This window comes from Micromonospora sp. NPDC002389, from assembly GCF_040296095.1.
Lineage (GTDB): Bacteria > Actinomycetota > Actinomycetes > Mycobacteriales > Micromonosporaceae > Micromonospora.
This window is the reverse complement of record NZ_JBEOWP010000004.1, coordinates 104200-119881: the sequence shown is the minus strand read 5'-3', so window position 1 is coordinate 119881 and position 15682 is coordinate 104200. Positions and strand designations below refer to the sequence as shown.

General features: G+C 71.7%; 14 protein-coding genes. 9 read left to right on the top strand and 5 right to left on the bottom strand.

Features of this window, described 5'->3' with window-relative positions; all coding sequences use genetic code 11:
- Nucleotides 1–44: 44 nt before the first annotated feature.
- Nucleotides 45–896, bottom strand: a complete 852-nt coding sequence (locus ABT008_RS09445; protein WP_350695103.1) for a DUF1775 domain-containing protein — start codon at nt 894–896, stop codon at nt 45–47.
- Nucleotides 897–1096: 200 nt separating this feature from the next.
- Between ABT008_RS09445 and thrS the strand changes: the two genes are divergently transcribed.
- The 3 genes from thrS (at nt 1097) to ABT008_RS09430 (ending at nt 5197) form a co-directional block, all read left to right on the top strand.
- On the top strand, nt 1097–3100 hold the full coding sequence (gene thrS / locus ABT008_RS09440) for a threonine--tRNA ligase (RefSeq protein ID WP_350695102.1): 2004 nt from the start codon (nt 1097–1099) through the stop codon (nt 3098–3100).
- 172 nt (nt 3101–3272) lie between these two features.
- Complete coding sequence (locus ABT008_RS09435; protein ID WP_350695581.1) at nt 3273–3785, top strand: HIT family protein; 513 nt, start codon at nt 3273–3275, stop codon at nt 3783–3785.
- A gap of 353 nt (nt 3786–4138) precedes the next feature.
- A complete protein-coding gene (locus ABT008_RS09430; protein ID WP_350695100.1) occupies nt 4139–5197 on the top strand; it encodes an aldo/keto reductase in 1059 nt (352 codons plus the stop codon).
- A gap of 220 nt (nt 5198–5417) precedes the next feature.
- Here ABT008_RS09430 and ABT008_RS09425 read toward each other — a convergent pair whose 3' ends face one another.
- Nucleotides 5418–7541: an elongation factor G-like protein EF-G2 gene (locus tag ABT008_RS09425; protein ID WP_350695098.1), complete on the bottom strand. Its 2124-nt coding sequence runs from the start codon at nt 7539–7541 to the stop codon at nt 5418–5420.
- Between the two features lie 246 nt (nt 7542–7787).
- On the opposite strand from ABT008_RS09425, the gene pgsA reads away from it, so the two are divergent.
- The 6 genes from pgsA to pdxT all read left to right on the top strand — a co-directional run bounded on the left by pgsA (nt 7788) and on the right by pdxT (nt 12733).
- Nucleotides 7788–8399: a phosphatidylinositol phosphate synthase gene (gene pgsA, locus ABT008_RS09420; RefSeq protein WP_350695096.1), complete on the top strand. Its 612-nt coding sequence runs from the start codon at nt 7788–7790 to the stop codon at nt 8397–8399.
- Complete coding sequence (locus ABT008_RS09415) at nt 8396–9274, top strand: phosphatidylinositol mannoside acyltransferase (protein ID WP_350695094.1); 879 nt, start codon at nt 8396–8398, stop codon at nt 9272–9274. Before pgsA ends, ABT008_RS09415 begins: the two co-directional genes overlap by 4 nt.
- Nucleotides 9275–9287: 13 nt before the next feature.
- The gene (locus ABT008_RS09410) at nt 9288–10448 is read left to right on the top strand and encodes a glycosyltransferase family 4 protein (protein ID WP_350695092.1); all 1161 of its coding nucleotides are present in this window, start codon (nt 9288–9290) and stop codon (nt 10446–10448) included.
- Between the two features lie 26 nt (nt 10449–10474).
- Nucleotides 10475–10981, top strand: coding sequence for a hypothetical protein (locus ABT008_RS09405; protein WP_350695090.1), 507 nt, complete (start codon nt 10475–10477; stop codon nt 10979–10981).
- A 146-nt stretch (nt 10982–11127) separates the two neighbouring features.
- Nucleotides 11128–12036, top strand: a complete 909-nt coding sequence (gene pdxS, locus ABT008_RS09400; protein WP_350695088.1) for a pyridoxal 5'-phosphate synthase lyase subunit PdxS — start codon at nt 11128–11130, stop codon at nt 12034–12036.
- Nucleotides 12037–12127: 91 nt separating this feature from the next.
- Nucleotides 12128–12733, top strand: a complete 606-nt coding sequence (gene pdxT / locus ABT008_RS09395; RefSeq protein ID WP_350695086.1) for a pyridoxal 5'-phosphate synthase glutaminase subunit PdxT — start codon at nt 12128–12130, stop codon at nt 12731–12733.
- A 58-nt stretch (nt 12734–12791) separates the two neighbouring features.
- Here pdxT and ABT008_RS09390 read toward each other — a convergent pair whose 3' ends face one another.
- The 3 genes from ABT008_RS09390 to ABT008_RS09380 are packed head-to-tail and all read right to left on the bottom strand — an operon-like array spanning nt 12792 to nt 15645.
- A complete protein-coding gene (locus tag ABT008_RS09390) occupies nt 12792–14174 on the bottom strand; it encodes a type IV secretory system conjugative DNA transfer family protein (protein WP_350695085.1) in 1383 nt (460 codons plus the stop codon).
- 14 nt (nt 14175–14188) lie between these two features.
- A complete protein-coding gene (locus tag ABT008_RS09385) occupies nt 14189–14725 on the bottom strand; it encodes a hypothetical protein (RefSeq protein ID WP_350695084.1) in 537 nt (178 codons plus the stop codon).
- On the bottom strand, nt 14722–15645 hold the full coding sequence (locus tag ABT008_RS09380; protein WP_350695082.1) for a hypothetical protein: 924 nt from the start codon (nt 15643–15645) through the stop codon (nt 14722–14724). Before ABT008_RS09380 ends, ABT008_RS09385 begins: the two co-directional genes overlap by 4 nt.
- Between the last annotated feature and the right edge of the window lie 37 nt (nt 15646–15682).

The window sequence follows — 15682 nt, the reverse complement described above, 5'->3', positions numbered from 1 at the left end:
CCACCCGACAACCCGCCAAGCTGGCACGACGACGAGGCCGACCCTCAGCGGTTCGCGCCGGCCTCGACCACCTCGTCGTCGCGGCGCTGCGCCGGGTCCGCGTCGGCTGACGGCTCGGCGGTGGGCTGCTCGTCGAGGACCGACCGGTCGATCTCCTCGGTGCCGGAACGGCGGCGTCGACTGATCAGCCAGCCGATCACCGCGCCACCGCCGAGACCGGCGACCAGGCCGGCGGCGAGCAGGCTGTTGGCGTTCGGGCCCTCGTCGGGCGTGGCGGCGGTCGGCACGGGGTCGCCCGGCGCCGCACCGCCGGGTGCCGCGCCGTGACCGCCGTGGGCGGCACCCGGGTACGCCGGGTCGCCCGGGGTGAGGGTCAGCGCGGGCAGCGGGCGCTGGCCGGGACGGTCGCCCCAGTGCACCTGGAGGCCGTCGGCGTAGGTCTGGGTCAGCTCGAACCGCACCTGCTCGGTCTGCGGCAGCGGCGCCATCGAGAACACCAGGCGGGCCGGGCCCGCACCCGCCTCGCCGGTGGCCCGGGTCCAGGTCAGCGCGGCGGTCACCACGTCGGTCGCCGGACCGTGCATGCCCGCGATCGGGGCGTCGAGCTTGCGGGTGGTGATGGCGGGCGCCCAGCCCTCCACCGAGAGCGGATACACCTCGGCCACCGGAGTCTCCGCCGGCATCCGGATCTCGATCCGCTCGGTCCGGACCCCGGGCCGCTCGTCGGGCACCAGGAACTCGAGCTTGACCGAGTTGCCCTGCTGGGCCTCGGCCGGAGTGAACGTCACACCGTCGGCCCACGCCGTGCTGGCGGGCCAGAGCAGTACCCCGGCCGTGGCCAGGGCGGCCACCAGCGCGCCCCGGCGTCGACGGCTGCCGCCGCGCGTCATCGCCATGCTGGGTTCCCCTCCACATCGACGTGGCCGGAACCGGCTCCGGCCACACCTGGTAGTTCGGATCCCAGGCCGAAAAGGTTCAACGGTGGCGGGATTCGTCCCCTACGGTGTCGGGGACGGTGGCCACCACGCCGACCGATACCATCGCGGTGAGCCGTCACCGGCACCTTTCCGTCACATCTGCTGCGAGGAGTTCACCCGTGTCCGCACCCCGTACCCCCGCCGTGGCCGACCCCGTCGTCGTCGCCGCCGGGACGACGGCGGCCGACGCGGTGGCGGCGGCCGGGTTGCCCACCACCGGCCCGAAGGCGATCGTGGTGGTCCGCGACCCGCAGGGCGCCCTGCGCGACCTGGACTGGCGTCCAGCCGAGGAGACCGCCGTCGAGCCGGTCGCGCTGGACTCGCCGGACGGGCTCGACGTGCTGCGGCACTCGACCGCGCACGTGCTGGCCCAGGCGGTGCAGGACGTCTTCCCCGAGGCCCGGCTCGGCATCGGCCCGCCGATCGAGAACGGCTTCTACTACGACTTCGCGGTCGACAAGCCGTTCCAGCCGGACGACCTCGCCAAGGTCGAGAAGCGGATGCAGGAGATCGTCAAGTCCGGGCAGCGGTTCCGGCGGCGGCGCTTCGACAGCCTCGACGAGGCCAAGACCGAGCTGGCCGCCGAGCCGTTCAAGCTGGAACTCATCGACGTCAAGGGCGAGGGGCTGGACTCCTCCGAGGTGATGGAGGTGGGCGGCGGCGAGCTGACCATCTACGACAACCTCGCCGCCGACTCCGACAAGGTCTGCTGGTCCGACCTGTGCCGGGGCCCGCACCTGCCCAACACCCGCCTGATCGGCGCGTTCAAGCTGATGCGCTCGGCCGCCGCGTACTGGCGGGGCAGCGAGCGCAACCCCCAGCTCCAGCGGGTGTACGGCACCGCCTGGCCGACCCGGGACGCGCTCAAGGCGTACCTGAAGCTGCTGGAGGAGGCGGCCCGGCGCGACCACCGCAAGCTCGGCGCGGACCTCGACCTGTTCAGCTTCCCCGACGAGCTCGGCTCCGGCCTGGCGGTCTTCCACCCCAAGGGCGGCATCATCCGCCGCGAGATGGAGAACTACTCACGGCTCAAGCACGAGCAGGCCGGGTACGAGTTCGTCAACACCCCGCACATCACCAAGGGCCACCTCTACGAGGTCTCCGGGCACCTCGACTGGTACGCCGACGGCATGTTCCCGCCCATGGAGGTGGACGGCGCCAGCTACTACCTCAAGCCGATGAACTGCCCGATGCACGACCTGATCTTCCGGTCCCGTGGCCGCTCCTACCGGGAGCTGCCGCTGCGGATGTTCGAGTTCGGCACGGTCTACCGCTACGAGAAGTCCGGCGTGGTGCACGGCCTGACCCGGGTGCGCGGCATGACCCAGGACGACGCGCACATCTTCTGCTCCGAGGAGCAGATGGCAGGGGAGCTGAAGTCCCTGCTCGCCTTCGTGCTCGAACTGCTGCGCGACTACGGCCTGGACGACTTCTATCTGGAGCTGTCCACCCGCAACCCGGAGAAGTCGGTCGGCACCGACGAGAACTGGGAGCGGGCCACCGAGGCGTTGCGGTCGGCGGCCGAGGAGTCCGGTCTGGACCTGGTGCCCGACCCGGGCGGTGCGGCCTTCTACGGCCCGAAGATTTCCGTACAGGCCAAGGACGCCATCGGCCGGACCTGGCAGATGTCCACCATCCAGGTCGACTTCAACCTGCCGGAGCGCTTCGGCCTGGAGTACCAGGCGGCCGACGGCACCCGGCAGCGGCCGGTCATGATCCACCGTGCGCTGTTCGGCTCGATCGAGCGGTTCTTCGGCGTGCTCACCGAGCACTACGCCGGGGCGTTCCCGGCCTGGCTGGCCCCGGTGCAGGTGGTCGGCATCCCGATTCGCGAGGACCACGCCGACTACCTGCACGGCTTCGTCGCCGCGCTGCGCGCCGAGGGCGTCCGCGCCCAGGTGGACGCCGGTGACGACCGGATGCAGAAGAAGATCCGGACCGCCCAGCAGCAGAAGATCCCGTTCATGGTGATCGCCGGGGACGACGACGTGGCCGCCGGCACCGTCTCGTTCCGCTACCGGGACGGCTCGCAGCGCAACGGGGTGCCGCTGGCCGAGGCGGTCTCGCACGTGCTCGACGTCGTCCGCACCCGCACCAACGTCGGCCCCTCCGCCCAGATGTAAGGAAGGGCACCTTATTAACGCCTGCGGTAGAGCAGGGGACCCTTCCTAACATTCACGCCGGGTGCCGCTCCACCGATCACGACGGGTGCCGGGCCGAGGCTCGGCACCCGCTCGGCGGGGCCGTAGGATCGCCGGTGTGACTGGGGGAGCGGACGAGCACAGCGACAGGGACATGGCCGACGGGCTGGACCGGCTCTGGACGCCCCACCGGATGACCTACATCTCCGGCGAGGACCGACCCGAGGGCGGCTACGAGCAACCCTCCGGCTGCCCGTTCTGCCTGGCCCCGGCCCGACCGGCGGAGGAGAGCCTGGTCGTGGCGCGGGGCGAGCACGTCTTCGTGGTGCTCAACCTGTACCCGTACAACCCGGGGCATCTGCTGGTCTGCCCGTACCGGCACGTGGCCGACTACACCGACCTGAACGAGCCGGAGACGGTCGAGCTGGCGTCGTTCACCCAGGCCGCGATGCGGGTGGTCCGCAAGGTCAGCAACGCGCACGGCTTCAACCTGGGCATGAACCAGGGCGGGGTGGCGGGCGCCGGCATCGCCGCCCACCTGCACCAGCACGTGGTGCCCCGCTGGGGCGGTGACGCCAACTTCATGCCGGTGATCGGGCGTACCAAGGTGCTGCCGCAACTGCTCGGCGACACCCGCGACCTGTTCGTCCGCGCCTGGCCGACCTGACCTCACCCGCAACGCCTCGCCCCTCCCGGGACCCCGCGCTCCGTCCCCTGCGCCCCGGGTCCTCTGCGCTGGCTGCGGACTGCGCCGCGCCGGACTGCGCACACCGCTGCGCCGCCTTTGCTCTGCTTCACCCCACGCAACGGTTACGCGCTGAAGTTGATGCGTATCGGTGAGCAGAGCAAAGGCGGCCGGGAGGGCAACCGGATCCGGAGTGATCCGCAGGTCGTCCGGGTGGGGCCGAAAACGGGACGGATCAGGGGCGGTCCGGGGTGATCCGTCAAGGACGGTCCCCCGTACGGATGATCGTGCTGGATGTCTGTCAAACCGTGTCCGGAAGATGGCACGATGCGCCGGTGGCGGAGTCGACGCGCACGCTCGGGCGCAGCGGGATCGAGGTCAGTGCCCTCGGCATGGGCTGCTGGGCGATCGCCGGCCCCTGGTCCGAGGGGCACACCCCGCTGGGGTGGGGGGCGGTCGACGACGAGGAGTCCGTCCGGGCGGTCCGCCGGGCCCTCGACCTCGGCGTGACCCTCTTCGACACCGCCGACTCGTACGGTGCCGGGCACGGTGAACGGCTGCTCGGCCGGGCGCTGGCCGGACGGCGTGACGAGGCGGTGATCGCCACCAAGTGGGGCTACACGTTCGACGAGCGGTCCCGGCAGGCCACCGGTCGGGACGCGTCCCCGGCGTACCTGCACCGGGCGGTACGGGACTCGCTGCGCCGCCTCGGCACCGATCGGATCGACCTGTACCAACTGCACCTTGCCGACCTGCCGGTGGCCCGGGCGCAGGCGCTGATCGGCGTCCTGGAGGACCTGGTCGCCGACGGGCTGGTGCGGGCGTACGGCTGGAGCACCGACCGGGTCGACCGGGCTGTCGCGCTCGGCCAGGACGCCCGGCACGGCGCGGTCGTGCAGCACAGCCTGTCGGTGCTCCGGGACGCCCCCGACCTGCTCGCGGTCTGCGACAAGTACGACCTGGCCAGCGTCAACCGGGGGCCCCTGGGGATGGGGTTGCTCACCGGCAAGTACCACCACTGTTCGACGCTGCCGCACGACGACGTGCGGGGCATGACCTCGGGCTGGCTGGAGTGGTTCCGGGGCGGGCGGCCGGCGCCGGAGTGGCTGCGCCGGGTGCACGCCGTGCGGGCGGCGCTAACCGCCGACGGGCGCACCCTGGCGCAGGGCGCGCTGGGTTGGATCTGGGCCCGCAGCGACCGCACCATCCCGATCCCGGGCTGCCGCACCGTCGCCCAGGTCGAGGAGAACGCCGCCGCCCTGGCCCTCGGTCCGCTACGCCCGGACCACTTCGCCGAGGTCGAACGTCGACTCGCCGCCCTGCGCTCGGCCGCCCTGCGCGAGGTCGACCGCCCCTACTGGCCCAGCCCCATGCTCCCCACCGCCCGCCCCTGACCGGCCCCACCCCCGCCTCCCGCCCGCCTCCCGCCGGGTCCGGCTGCGCCGATCATGGAGTTGTGGCACGCCCAAACACTCCTAAGGGGGGCAAAACGACAGCCACAAGTCCATGATCGTCGGCGACCCCCCGCCGACAGCGACCCCGCCGACGACTGGCACGGCGCCGATGGCGACCCGCCGACGGTGACGGCTGTGACGGGGGCGAGGGCGGTGGGGGCTAGGGGGTGGGGTGGGAGTCGTAGCGGAGGAAGTGACGGCGGAAGGTGCCGGCGCCGGCGGTCATCGCGCGCAGCTCGACCGCGTACCGGAGCAGCCCGCTGGCGGGCACCTCGGCACGGACCAGGGTGCGCCCGTCGGCGTCCGGGTCCGGTTCGGTGCCGAGCACCCGGCCGCGCCGACCGGAGAGGTCGCCCATCACCGCGCCCACGCTGCCGTCGGGTACCCGCACCGTCACCTCGTCGATCGGTTCCAGCACCACCGGCGCGCCCCGGTCGGCGGCGTCGCGCAGGGCCAGCGCCCCGGCGGTCTGGAACGCCGCGTCGGAGGAGTCGACACTGTGTGCCTTGCCGTCGACCAGGGTCACCCGCAGATCCACCACCGGGTGACCGGCGACCAGCCCGCGTTCCATCTGAGCGCGTACGCCCTTCTCGACCGAGGGGACGTAGTGGTGCGGTACGGCCCCGCCGACCACCCGGTCGACGAACTCGAAACCGCCTCCGCGCGGCAGCGGTTCCACCTCGACGTCGCAGACCGCGTACTGGCCGTGCCCGCCGGACTGCTTGACGTGCCGGCCGTGCCCACGGGCCGGTGCGGTCAGCGTCTCCCGCATCGGCACCCGTACCGGTTCGGTGTCCAACTCCACCCCACCGGCGCGCAGCCGGTCCAGGACCACGTCGGCGTGTGCCTCGCCCATGCACCAGAGCACCAACTGGTGGGTCTCCGGGTTGCGCTCCAGCCGCATCGTCGGGTCGCCGGCCACCAGCCGGGCCAGGTTGCGGGCCAGCGCGTCCTCGTCGGAGCGGGTCTTCGCCACCACGGCCACCGGCAGCAGCGGTTCGGGCATCTCCCACGGGGCGATCAGCAGCGGGTCGTCCTTGGCGGAGATGGTGTCGCCGGTCTCCGCGCTGCCGGACTTGGTGATCGCGCAGATGTCGCCGGCCACCGCGACGCCGACCTCGCGCAGCGTGGCGCCCAGCGGGCTGTAGAGGTGGGCGATGCGCTCGTCGGCGTCGTGGTCCGGGTGGCCGCGTTCGGCTAGGCCGTGTCCGGCGATGTGCACGGTACGGTCCGGACGCAGCGTGCCGGAGAAGACGCGTACCACGCAGACCCGCCCGACGTGCCGGTCCACCGTCGTCTTGACCACCTCGGCGACCAGCGGGCCGTCCGGGTCGCAGGTCAGCGGCGGGCGCGGCGAGCCGTCGACGCCGGTGACCGGCGGCAGGTCGTGCTCGGGCGGGGACGGGAAGCCGGCGGTGAGCACCTCCAGCAGCACGTCCAGCCCGACGCCGGTGGCCGCGCAGACCGGCACCACCGGATAGAAGTGGCCCCGGGCGACGGCCTTCTCCAGGTCCTCGACCAGCAGGGCGGGATCGATCTCCTCGCCGCCGAGGTACCGGTCCATCAGGGTCTCGTCCTCGCTCTCCGCGATGATCCCCTCGATCAGCTCGTCGCGGGACTCCACGATCGCCGGCAGGTGCTCCGGGTCGGGCTCGCGGACCTGCGCGGGCAGGCCGGCGGTGTAGTCGAAGACCCGTCGGGTGATCAGCCCGAGCAGGCCGGCGGTGGACTCGCCGTCGTCACCCAGCATCGGCAGGTAGAGCGGGACCACGTTGTCGCCGAAGACGCGCTGGCACAGCGCCACCGCCTCGTCGAAGTCGGCGCGCGGGTGGTCCAGTCGGGCGACGGCCACCGCCCGGGGCATGTCGACGGCGGCGCACTCCTCCCAGAGCGCGGCGGTGGCGGCGTCCATGCCGTCCACGGCGGAGACCACGAACAGGGCGGCGTCGGCGGCCCGCAGCCCGGCCCGCAACTCGCCGACGAAGTCGGCGTAGCCGGGCGTGTCCAGCAGGTTGACCTTGATCCCGTCGTGGTGCAGCGGCGCGCAGGACAGCGCCACCGAGCGCTGCTGGCGTACGGCGGCGGGGTCGTGGTCGCAGACGGTGGTCCCGTCGGCGATCGAGCCGGGTCGGTCGATCGTGCCGCTGGCCGCGAGCAGCGCCTCGACCAGCGTCGTCTTGCCCGCCCCGGAGTGCCCGACGAGCACCACGTTGCGGATCCTGGCGGGGTCGGTCACCGCCGGCACGCCGCCGGCGGCCCCCTTGTCGTGACTCTTCTGCGCCATCGGGCGCACCTCCCTCAACCGGTGGTGGTAGGTGGCGACCGCCGCGCGCGACGGGGACCGGCCCGGGCGGGTACTGCGGCGATATCTTCCGGGGGACCGCGCCGAACCGTGCAGTCAACGGGTGGTCGGGTGAGCCGGGTCACCTTACTGGCTCGATCTCACACCCGTCGGCGGACCGACACAACCCTTGCCACGCGGACCGGCGGTGTCGCCGGCCAGGGGGCCGACCGTTATCGTGGGACCGCCATGGCGAAGATCTTCCAAGTGTCGGCCCGCGCGGGGATGACCCGCGTCGTGGAGCCGATCGCCCGCAGCCTACTGCGCGCGGGCGTGTCCCCCAATGCGGTCACCGTCGCGGGCACCGTCGGAGTGCTCATCGGTGCGCTCGGCTTCGGTGCGCGTGGCCACCTGGTCGCCGGTGCGCTGATCGTGACGGTCTTCGCGCTCACCGACCTGCTCGACGGGACGATGGCCCGGATGAGCGGCGGGTCCACCAAGTTCGGGGCGTTCCTCGACTCCAGCATGGACCGGGTCGCCGACAGCGCGGTCTTCGGCGCGGTCGCCTTCTATCTGGCCGGCGAGGGGGACCGCGGTGGCGTGGCCGCCGCGCTGATCTGCCTGGCCGCGGGCGGTCTCGTCTCGTACGTCAAGGCTCGCGCCGAGGGGCTCGGGATGAGCGGCAACGTCGGCATCGCGGAGCGTACCGAGCGGCTGCTGATCGTCGGCGTCGGCGGCCTGCTCGCCGCGTGGGTCCACCCGGCGGCGCTGCCGATCGCGCTCTGGCTGCTGGCGGCGGTGTCGCTGTTCACGGTCGGCCAGCGGATGCGATACGTCTACCGGCAGGCCCAAGGCAGGTGAACCTCACCGAGCTCGGGTTCGTCGCCGGCTGGCGGCTGGTCCGGGTGCTGCCCCGGCCGGTGGCGGCGGCGGCGTTCGACGCGGTGGCGGACCGGGCCCACCGTCGTCGGGGCAAGGGCGCCAGCCGGCTGCGCGCCAACCTGCGCCGGGTGGTCGGGCCGGAGCTGCCCGACGCGGAGCTGGACGAGCTGGTCCGGGCGGGTCTGCGGTCGTACTCCCGCTATTGGATGGAGGCGTTCCGGCTGCCGTCGCTGAGCCGGGAGCAGGTGCTCGCCGGTTTCCGGCTGGACGGCACCGAGAAGCTCGCCGCCGACGTGGCGTCCGGCCGGGGCGCGGTGGTGGCGCTGCCGCACGGCGGCAACTGGGACCTGGCCGGCGCCTGGGTGGTCGCCAACGGGTGGCCGCTGTCCACCGTCGCCGAGCGGCTCAAGCCGGAGGGGGTCTTCGAGCGGTTCGTGGCCTTCCGGGAGGGCCTGGGCATGGAGATCCTGCCCACCACCGGCGGTGCCCGGCCGCCCATCGACGTGCTGACCGATCGGCTCCACGCCGGTGCGGTGGTGCCGTTGCTGGCCGACCGCGACCTCTCCGCCCGGGGCGTGGAGGTGGACTTCTTCGACGGCCGGACCCGGATGCCGGCCGGTCCGGCGTTGCTGGCGCTGCGTACCGGTGCCCCCCTGTACGTGGCGTCGATGTGGTACGAACCGGATGCGGCGTGCGCCTCGATCGAGGGGCCGCTGCCGCTGCCGGGGCCGGCGGAGGGCTCGCTGGACGAGCGGGTCCGTACGCTGACCCAGCGGATCGCCGACGGTCTCGCGTCGGGCATCGCCCGGCATCCGCAAGACTGGCACATGTTGCAGCGGATGTGGCTGGACTGAGGGGACGGACGCAATGCGGATCGGCATCGTCTCCCCGTACTCCTTCGACGTGCCGGGCGGAGTGCAGAACCACGTCATGGATCTCGCCGAGGCGCTGATCGGGCTCGGCCACGAGGTGAGCGTGCTGGCTCCGGCGGACGAGGACTCGCCGCTGCCGCCGTACGTGGTGCCGGCCGGTCGGTCGGTGCCGCTGCCGTACAACGGCTCGGTGGCCCGGATCGCGTTCGGCCCGGTCTCCACCGCCCGGGTGCGTCGCTGGATCACCCGGGGCGACTTCGACGTGCTGCACGTGCACGAGCCGCTGACGTTGAGCCTGTCGATGCTTGCCGTGCTCTCCGCACGGGGGCCGGTGGTGGCCACCTTCCACACCGCGATGACCCGCTCCCGGGTGCTCTCGGTCGCCCAGGGCGTCCTGCAGATCGTGCTGGAACGCATCACCGCGCGGATCGCGGTCAGCGCGCTGGCCCGCAAGGTGCAGGTCGAGCACCTGGACGGCGGCGCGGTGGAGATCCCCAACGGGGTGGCGGTGGCCAAGTTCGCCGGGGTGGAGCCGTTGCCGGGCTGGCCGGGGGAGTACGCGCCGGGCGACGGCGGGACGCTGGGTTTCCTGGGCCGGTTCACCGAGCCCCGCAAGGGGTTCCCGATCCTGCGCGACGCGTTCGTGGAGTTGGCCCGGCAGCGTCCCGGGCTGCGTCTGCTGGTCGCCGGTCCGGGGGACCGGGACGACCTGTTCGACCAGTTTCCGCCCGACCTTCGGGATCGGGTGACCTTCCTCGGACTGGTCTCCGAGGAGGAGAAGGCCCGGATGCTGCGTAGTGTGCACCTGTACGTGGCACCGAACACCGGTGGCGAGTCCTTCGGCATGATCCTCACCGAGGCGCTGGCCGCCGGTACGACGGTCGTCGCCAGCGACCTGGACGCGTTCCGCCGGGTGCTCGACGGTGGGCGGGCCGGGCGGTTGTTCCCCACCGGTGACGCGGTGACCCTGCGCGAGCGCCTGGCCGAGTTGCTGGACGACCCCGTCCAGCGGGCCGAGCTGACCGCCTGCGGGCACCAGGTGGTGGCGAATTTCGACTGGCCCGTGGTTGCCCGCCGCGTTCTGGAGGTATACGCAGCGGCGATCGAGGCGACCGACGGACGGGTGATCGACCAGGAGTGGGTGGGGCCGGACTGACCGGGAGGAACGGGAGCAGCACTACGATGCCGGGCATGTGGTGGGTGGTGGGCGCGACGGTGGTCGTCGCCCTGGTGGCGGCGTACCTGATCTGGACCGCCGGCCGGGTCGAGCGGCTCCAGTCCCGTGCGCAGCTCGCCGCGCGCGCCCTGGACGCCCATCTGCTGCGTCGGGCCGCCGCGGCGGCCGTGTTGGCGGAGCGTCGGTACGGCGTCGAGCTGTACGCGGCGGCGCGGATCGCGCTGGACGCCGGCCCGGACGAGCGGGAGGCGGCCGAGAACGACCTGACCCGGCAGTTGCGCGCGGTCGAACTCGACCCCTCCGACCCGGACTGCGACGCGGTGATCGCGGCCAGCCGGCGGCTCGCGCTGGCCCGGCAGGTGCACACCGATCTGGTCCGGGACGCCCGGTCGGCGCGCGGCCGGCCACTGGTGCGGCTGTTGCGGATGGGGCGGGGGCACACCTGGCCGCGCTACTTCGACATCGACGATCCGACGCTCACCGTGCCCGCCGTCGACGCGCGGACCCGCTGATCCGCCGTCCGCGCCGCCCCCCGGCGCGTGGGTGACCGGGGCCACAGAGCAGGCCACCACGCCTGCGATTGGCGCTCGGAGGGGCGTCACGCCGCGCGTAGCATCTGCGCTGCCCCGCCCCGAGTACGCCTGAGGAGCCTGTCCAGATGACTTCCCCGACCAGCAGTGCCAGCCCGGTCGTCGGCACCGCCCGCGTCAAGCGCGGGATGGCCGAGATGCTCAAGGGTGGCGTGATCATGGACGTGGTCACCCCCGAGCAGGCCAAGATCGCCGAGGACGCCGGTGCGGTCGCGGTGATGGCGCTGGAGCGCGTCCCCGCCGACATCCGCGCCCAGGGCGGGGTGTCCCGGATGAGCGACCCCGACATGATCGACGGCATCATCCAGGCGGTCTCCATCCCGGTGATGGCCAAGGCCCGGATCGGGCACTTCGTGGAGGCGCAGATCCTCCAGGCGCTCGGTGTGGACTACGTCGACGAGTCCGAGGTGCTGACCCCGGCCGACTACGCCAACCACATCGACAAGTGGGCGTTCACCGTCCCGTTCGTCTGCGGCGCGACCAACCTGGGCGAGGCGCTGCGCCGGATCACCGAGGGCGCGGCCATGATCCGCTCCAAGGGCGAGGCCGGCACCGGCGACGTCTCCAACGCCACCACCCACATGCGCAAGATCCGCCAGGAGATCCGGCGGCTCCAGACGTTGCCGACCGACGAGCTGTTCGTCGCGGCGAAGGAGTTGCAGGCGCCGTACGAGCTGGTCAAGGAGGTCGCCGAGAGCGGCAAGCTGCCGGTGGTGCTATTCACCGCCGGCGGTATCGCCACTCCCGCCGACGCGGCGATGATGATGCAGCTCGGCGCCGAGGGCGTCTTCGTCGGCTCCGGCATCTTCAAGTCCGGCAACCCGGCCCAGCGCGCCGCCGCGATCGTCAAGGCGACCACGTTCCACGACGACCCGGACGTGCTGGCCAAGGTCTCCCGGGGGCTCGGCGAGGCGATGGTCGGCATCAACGTCGACGACATCCCGGTCCCGCACCGTCTCGCCGACCGCGGCTGGTGACATGCAAGGCTGGTGCCGTGTAAGGAAGGGCCCCCTGCTAACGCCTCGTGCATAGCAGGGGACCCCTGCTAACACCCCGGAAGGAACGCATGTGACGGCACCCGTGATCGGTGTGCTCGCCCTGCAGGGCGACGTCCGTGAACACGTCACCGCCCTGACCGGGGCGGGCGCGCAGGCCCGACCGGTACGCCGACCGGCGGAGTTGGACGCGGTCGACGGCCTGGTCATCCCCGGCGGGGAGTCCACCACGATCAGCAAGCTGGTGGACATCTTCGAGTTGCGTGAGCCGATCGACAAGCGCATCGCCGCCGGCCTGCCGGTCTACGGCTCCTGCGCCGGCATGATCATGCTGGCCACCGAGGTCCTCGACGGCCGTCCCGACCAGCGGGGCTTCGACGGCATCGCGATGACCGTCCGGCGCAACGCGTTCGGCCGCCAGGTCGACTCGTTCGAGGCGCCGGTGGAGATCACCGGAGTCGAGGGCGGCCCGCTGCACGCGGTCTTCATCCGCGCCCCCTGGGTGGAGCGGGTCGGCGACGACGTCGAGGTGCTCGGCACGGTCACCGCCGGCCCGGCCGCCGGGCGGATCGTGGCGGTGCGCCAGGACAACCTGCTGGCCACCTCGTTCCATCCGGAACTCACCGGTGACGCGCGACTGCACGCCTACTTCGTGGACCTGGTCCGCGCGGCGAGCTGACCGCGCCACGGGGACGCGCGCCCACCCGGGCGGATCGAACCCACCACGGGCGTACGCCTCACGCGGGCGGTGGCGCGGTGCCGTGTCGAGGGTTGGCGCGGGCCCAGCCGCGTAGTACCGGGTCGGTGAGGTGGTTGAAGCGTTCCATCTTCGTCGGCCACTCGTTCTTGAACGCGATCACCTGCTCGTCGGGGGCGAGTTGCAGCAGTTCCCCGACGCTGCACCCGATCCGCATCGACAGGGCGGTCGCGGCACCGAAGTTCGCCGGGCTGAACACCTGGAGCACACCCGAGTTGTTGATCATAGTTTCGGCGGCGAGGCCGTAGAGGCTGGACAACTGCGCGAGGTCCTGCCAGAAGGTCCAGGTGCGCAGCCCGTACCCGCGCAGCAGCGTGATCGCCTCCTGGAGCAGCGAGAACCGGCCGAGCTGAGCCGCCTCGTCGATGAGGAACAACAGCCGGGACTGGTTGATCGACCGGCTGTTCATCACGTAGTACAGCAGGCAACCCACCCAGGCCCGCAGCAGGCGCTGGTGGGTACGCAGCTTGTGCGGCGGGATGACCACGTAGATGGAGATCCGCCGCTCGGGGTTGGTCAGGTCGCTCAGGGCGAAGCTCGTCCGGGCGGTGGCGTCCACGGTCCGCCGGGAGCTGAAGGCGGCCAGTTGCTGGGCGGCGGTCGCCACGATCCCGCTGAAGGTCTTCTCCGCGTCCGCGATGCTGAGCAGCATCTCGAACTCCTGTCGCGTGCCCGGCGGCATCGACTTCGATCGCGTGTCGAGCGCCACCGCGAGCCGGTAGCGCAGGTCCGACTCGAAGAGCTGGGTACGCAGCTCCTGCAGTGTGTCGGGCCGGTCCGGCTGGCCGGTCATCAGGTCGGTGGCCAGCGCGGCGATCAGCAGTTGCGCCATCTCGTCCCAGAACGGGTCGGACAGCGACTGGATGCCGCCCATCAGGATGTCGGAGAGCACCCGGCCGAAGTCCTCGGCCTCCTCGGCGGCGTCGTCGTCGCGCCGCAGCGCGCCGAAGACGTCGAACGGGTTCAGCGAACCCCGCTTGTCGCTGCCGCCGTGGCTGGCACCGAACGGGTCGAGCAGCACGATCTCGTTGCCCAGCACGGTACGGCGGTGCTCGTGCGTGACGTCGTAGTTCTCGCCCTTCGGGTCGATGACCACCACCGAACCCTCGTAGGTGAGCAGGTTCGGGATGATCACGTCTCGGCCCTTGCCGGCTCCGGTGGGCGCGATCGTCATCAGATGGCTGTCGTCGTCCGAGGCGACCACCGGACCCAGCTCGGCGTCGTCGACGATGTGTTCCTCGCCGAGCCCGAGTCGGGCACGTACCCCGGTGTCGCTGGGCCGCCGCTGGGCGAACTGGCTCTTGGACAGCGGCTCGGGTTCCAGGTGACGCACGACTGCCCGGCCGAGAATGAGCTTGGACATCCGCGACTGCCTCTCTAGGGGTTCCGGCTGATGCGGGCGGGACGGACTCCGGCCATGGCGCCGCTGCCGGTGCCGGAGACGACCGTCAACGGCAGCGGCTGCTGGTAGTGGTTGCCCAGCACGTCGAAGTACTCGATCTCGACGAGCACCAGACTCGGCTGCGCGACCTGCGGCGGGTCGACGAAGCGGAGCCGCTGCTCGACGTCGGTGGTGGGCATGACGACGTCCGCCTTCGGGGCGCTCAGTGCCTCGAAGGCCAGGCTGGTGCGGTCGATCCGGATGCCGGTGATCTGGATGCCGAGGATCGGCCCCGACCCGACGTTGCGGAGCCGGACGGAGAGCACCACCAGTGCCTGCCCGCGCCAGGTCAGCCGGGAGTCCTGGATCATCGGAACGGGGATGATCGAGGCCCGGAGCTGTTCGGCGGCCACCCGCACCTCCCGGTCCGAGGAGCGGTTGTTCTGCCAGGACAGGAACAGCGCGACGATGCTGCACACGAAGGTGGCCACCAGGCCCGCGAACTGGATGACGTTGAGCGTCTCCTGCGTCACGGCATGGTCCCGACGGCGCAGGAGAACTCGCAGTCCTTGAAGAAGTCGGCCAGGAAGCCCTTGACGACGCGGTCCCGGAAGAAGTCGCGGTACGGGACCGTGTACTGCTCCAGCAGGAACTCGGGCCGTGGAGCTATGCGCGACTCCAGGGCCGGGTCACCGTCGCCGACGGTCTCGGAGATGCAGTAGAAGTCCAGCCAGATGCCGCGGTAGCCCTGGTTCGAGGGGGCCTGGATGTCGTAGATCTCGCGTACGTGCACGTCGGGGGCGACCTCGCGGAAGTTGGAGATCTCCACGTCGAGTCGGCCGGTGCGCAGCGGACCGGCGGCGCCACCACTGGGCACGGAGAGGAATCGGCCGTCCTCGCCGGGGCGGTGCGACAACAGGTTGCCGATCAGTTGGTGGCTGCTGACCGGGCGGGGTGCGCGTACCGGAATGAAATCGTAGGTGAGCAGGGAGAACAGGTAACTGGTCCGGATCGGTTGCAGGTCGAAATCGGAATGCAGGATGTCGGACAGGTCGATCGCGATTCGCGACACCAGGCCCTGGATGTAGGGCATGAACACTCGGTACCAATTGTGGAAGAGGCGCAGCGACGATCCGGGCCGTTCGAGGATGATGCGCAGGTCGCGCCGGATGGCCATCCGGAAGCCGAAGGACGAGTCGTCGTAGACGATCCCGATGTTGCCGTCGGACCAGTCCAGCCGCAGGTGCTGCACCGAGTACAGTTCGGCGGCCTCCAGCACCTCGGCGACGCTGCGGTACAACCGGGCCCCCACCGCGCGTTTGCGTTCGGGCGGCAGGTCGAGATCCTGCGCGTACGGCAGTTCCACCATGAGTGAGAACTTGTTGAGCGCGCTGACGCCGCCCTTGCCGATCATCGGCAGGTCACGGCCGAACTCCTCGAAATCCTCCAGCACGTATCGCCTCCGGGGTGCGGTGGACTGCTCACGACAG

Bases quoted from the DNA above. Each gene is read 5' to 3' on its own strand.
- ABT008_RS09390 (WP_350695085.1), bottom strand. From the start codon at position 14,174: ATGTCCAAGCTCATTCTCGGCCGGGCAGTCGTGCGTCACCTGGAACCC.
- ABT008_RS09410 (WP_350695092.1), top strand. From the start codon at position 9,288: ATGCGGATCGGCATCGTCTCCCCGTACTCCTTCGACGTGCCGGGCGGA.
- pgsA (WP_350695096.1), top strand. From the start codon at position 7,788: ATGGCGAAGATCTTCCAAGTGTCGGCCCGCGCGGGGATGACCCGCGTC.
- ABT008_RS09435 (WP_350695581.1), top strand. From the start codon at position 3,273: ATGGCCGACGGGCTGGACCGGCTCTGGACGCCCCACCGGATGACCTAC.
- pdxS (WP_350695088.1), top strand. From the start codon at position 11,128: ATGACTTCCCCGACCAGCAGTGCCAGCCCGGTCGTCGGCACCGCCCGC.
- ABT008_RS09405 (WP_350695090.1), top strand. From the start codon at position 10,475: ATGCCGGGCATGTGGTGGGTGGTGGGCGCGACGGTGGTCGTCGCCCTG.
- ABT008_RS09445 (WP_350695103.1), bottom strand. From the start codon at position 896: ATGGCGATGACGCGCGGCGGCAGCCGTCGACGCCGGGGCGCGCTGGTG.
- ABT008_RS09425 (WP_350695098.1), bottom strand. From the start codon at position 7,541: ATGGCGCAGAAGAGTCACGACAAGGGGGCCGCCGGCGGCGTGCCGGCG.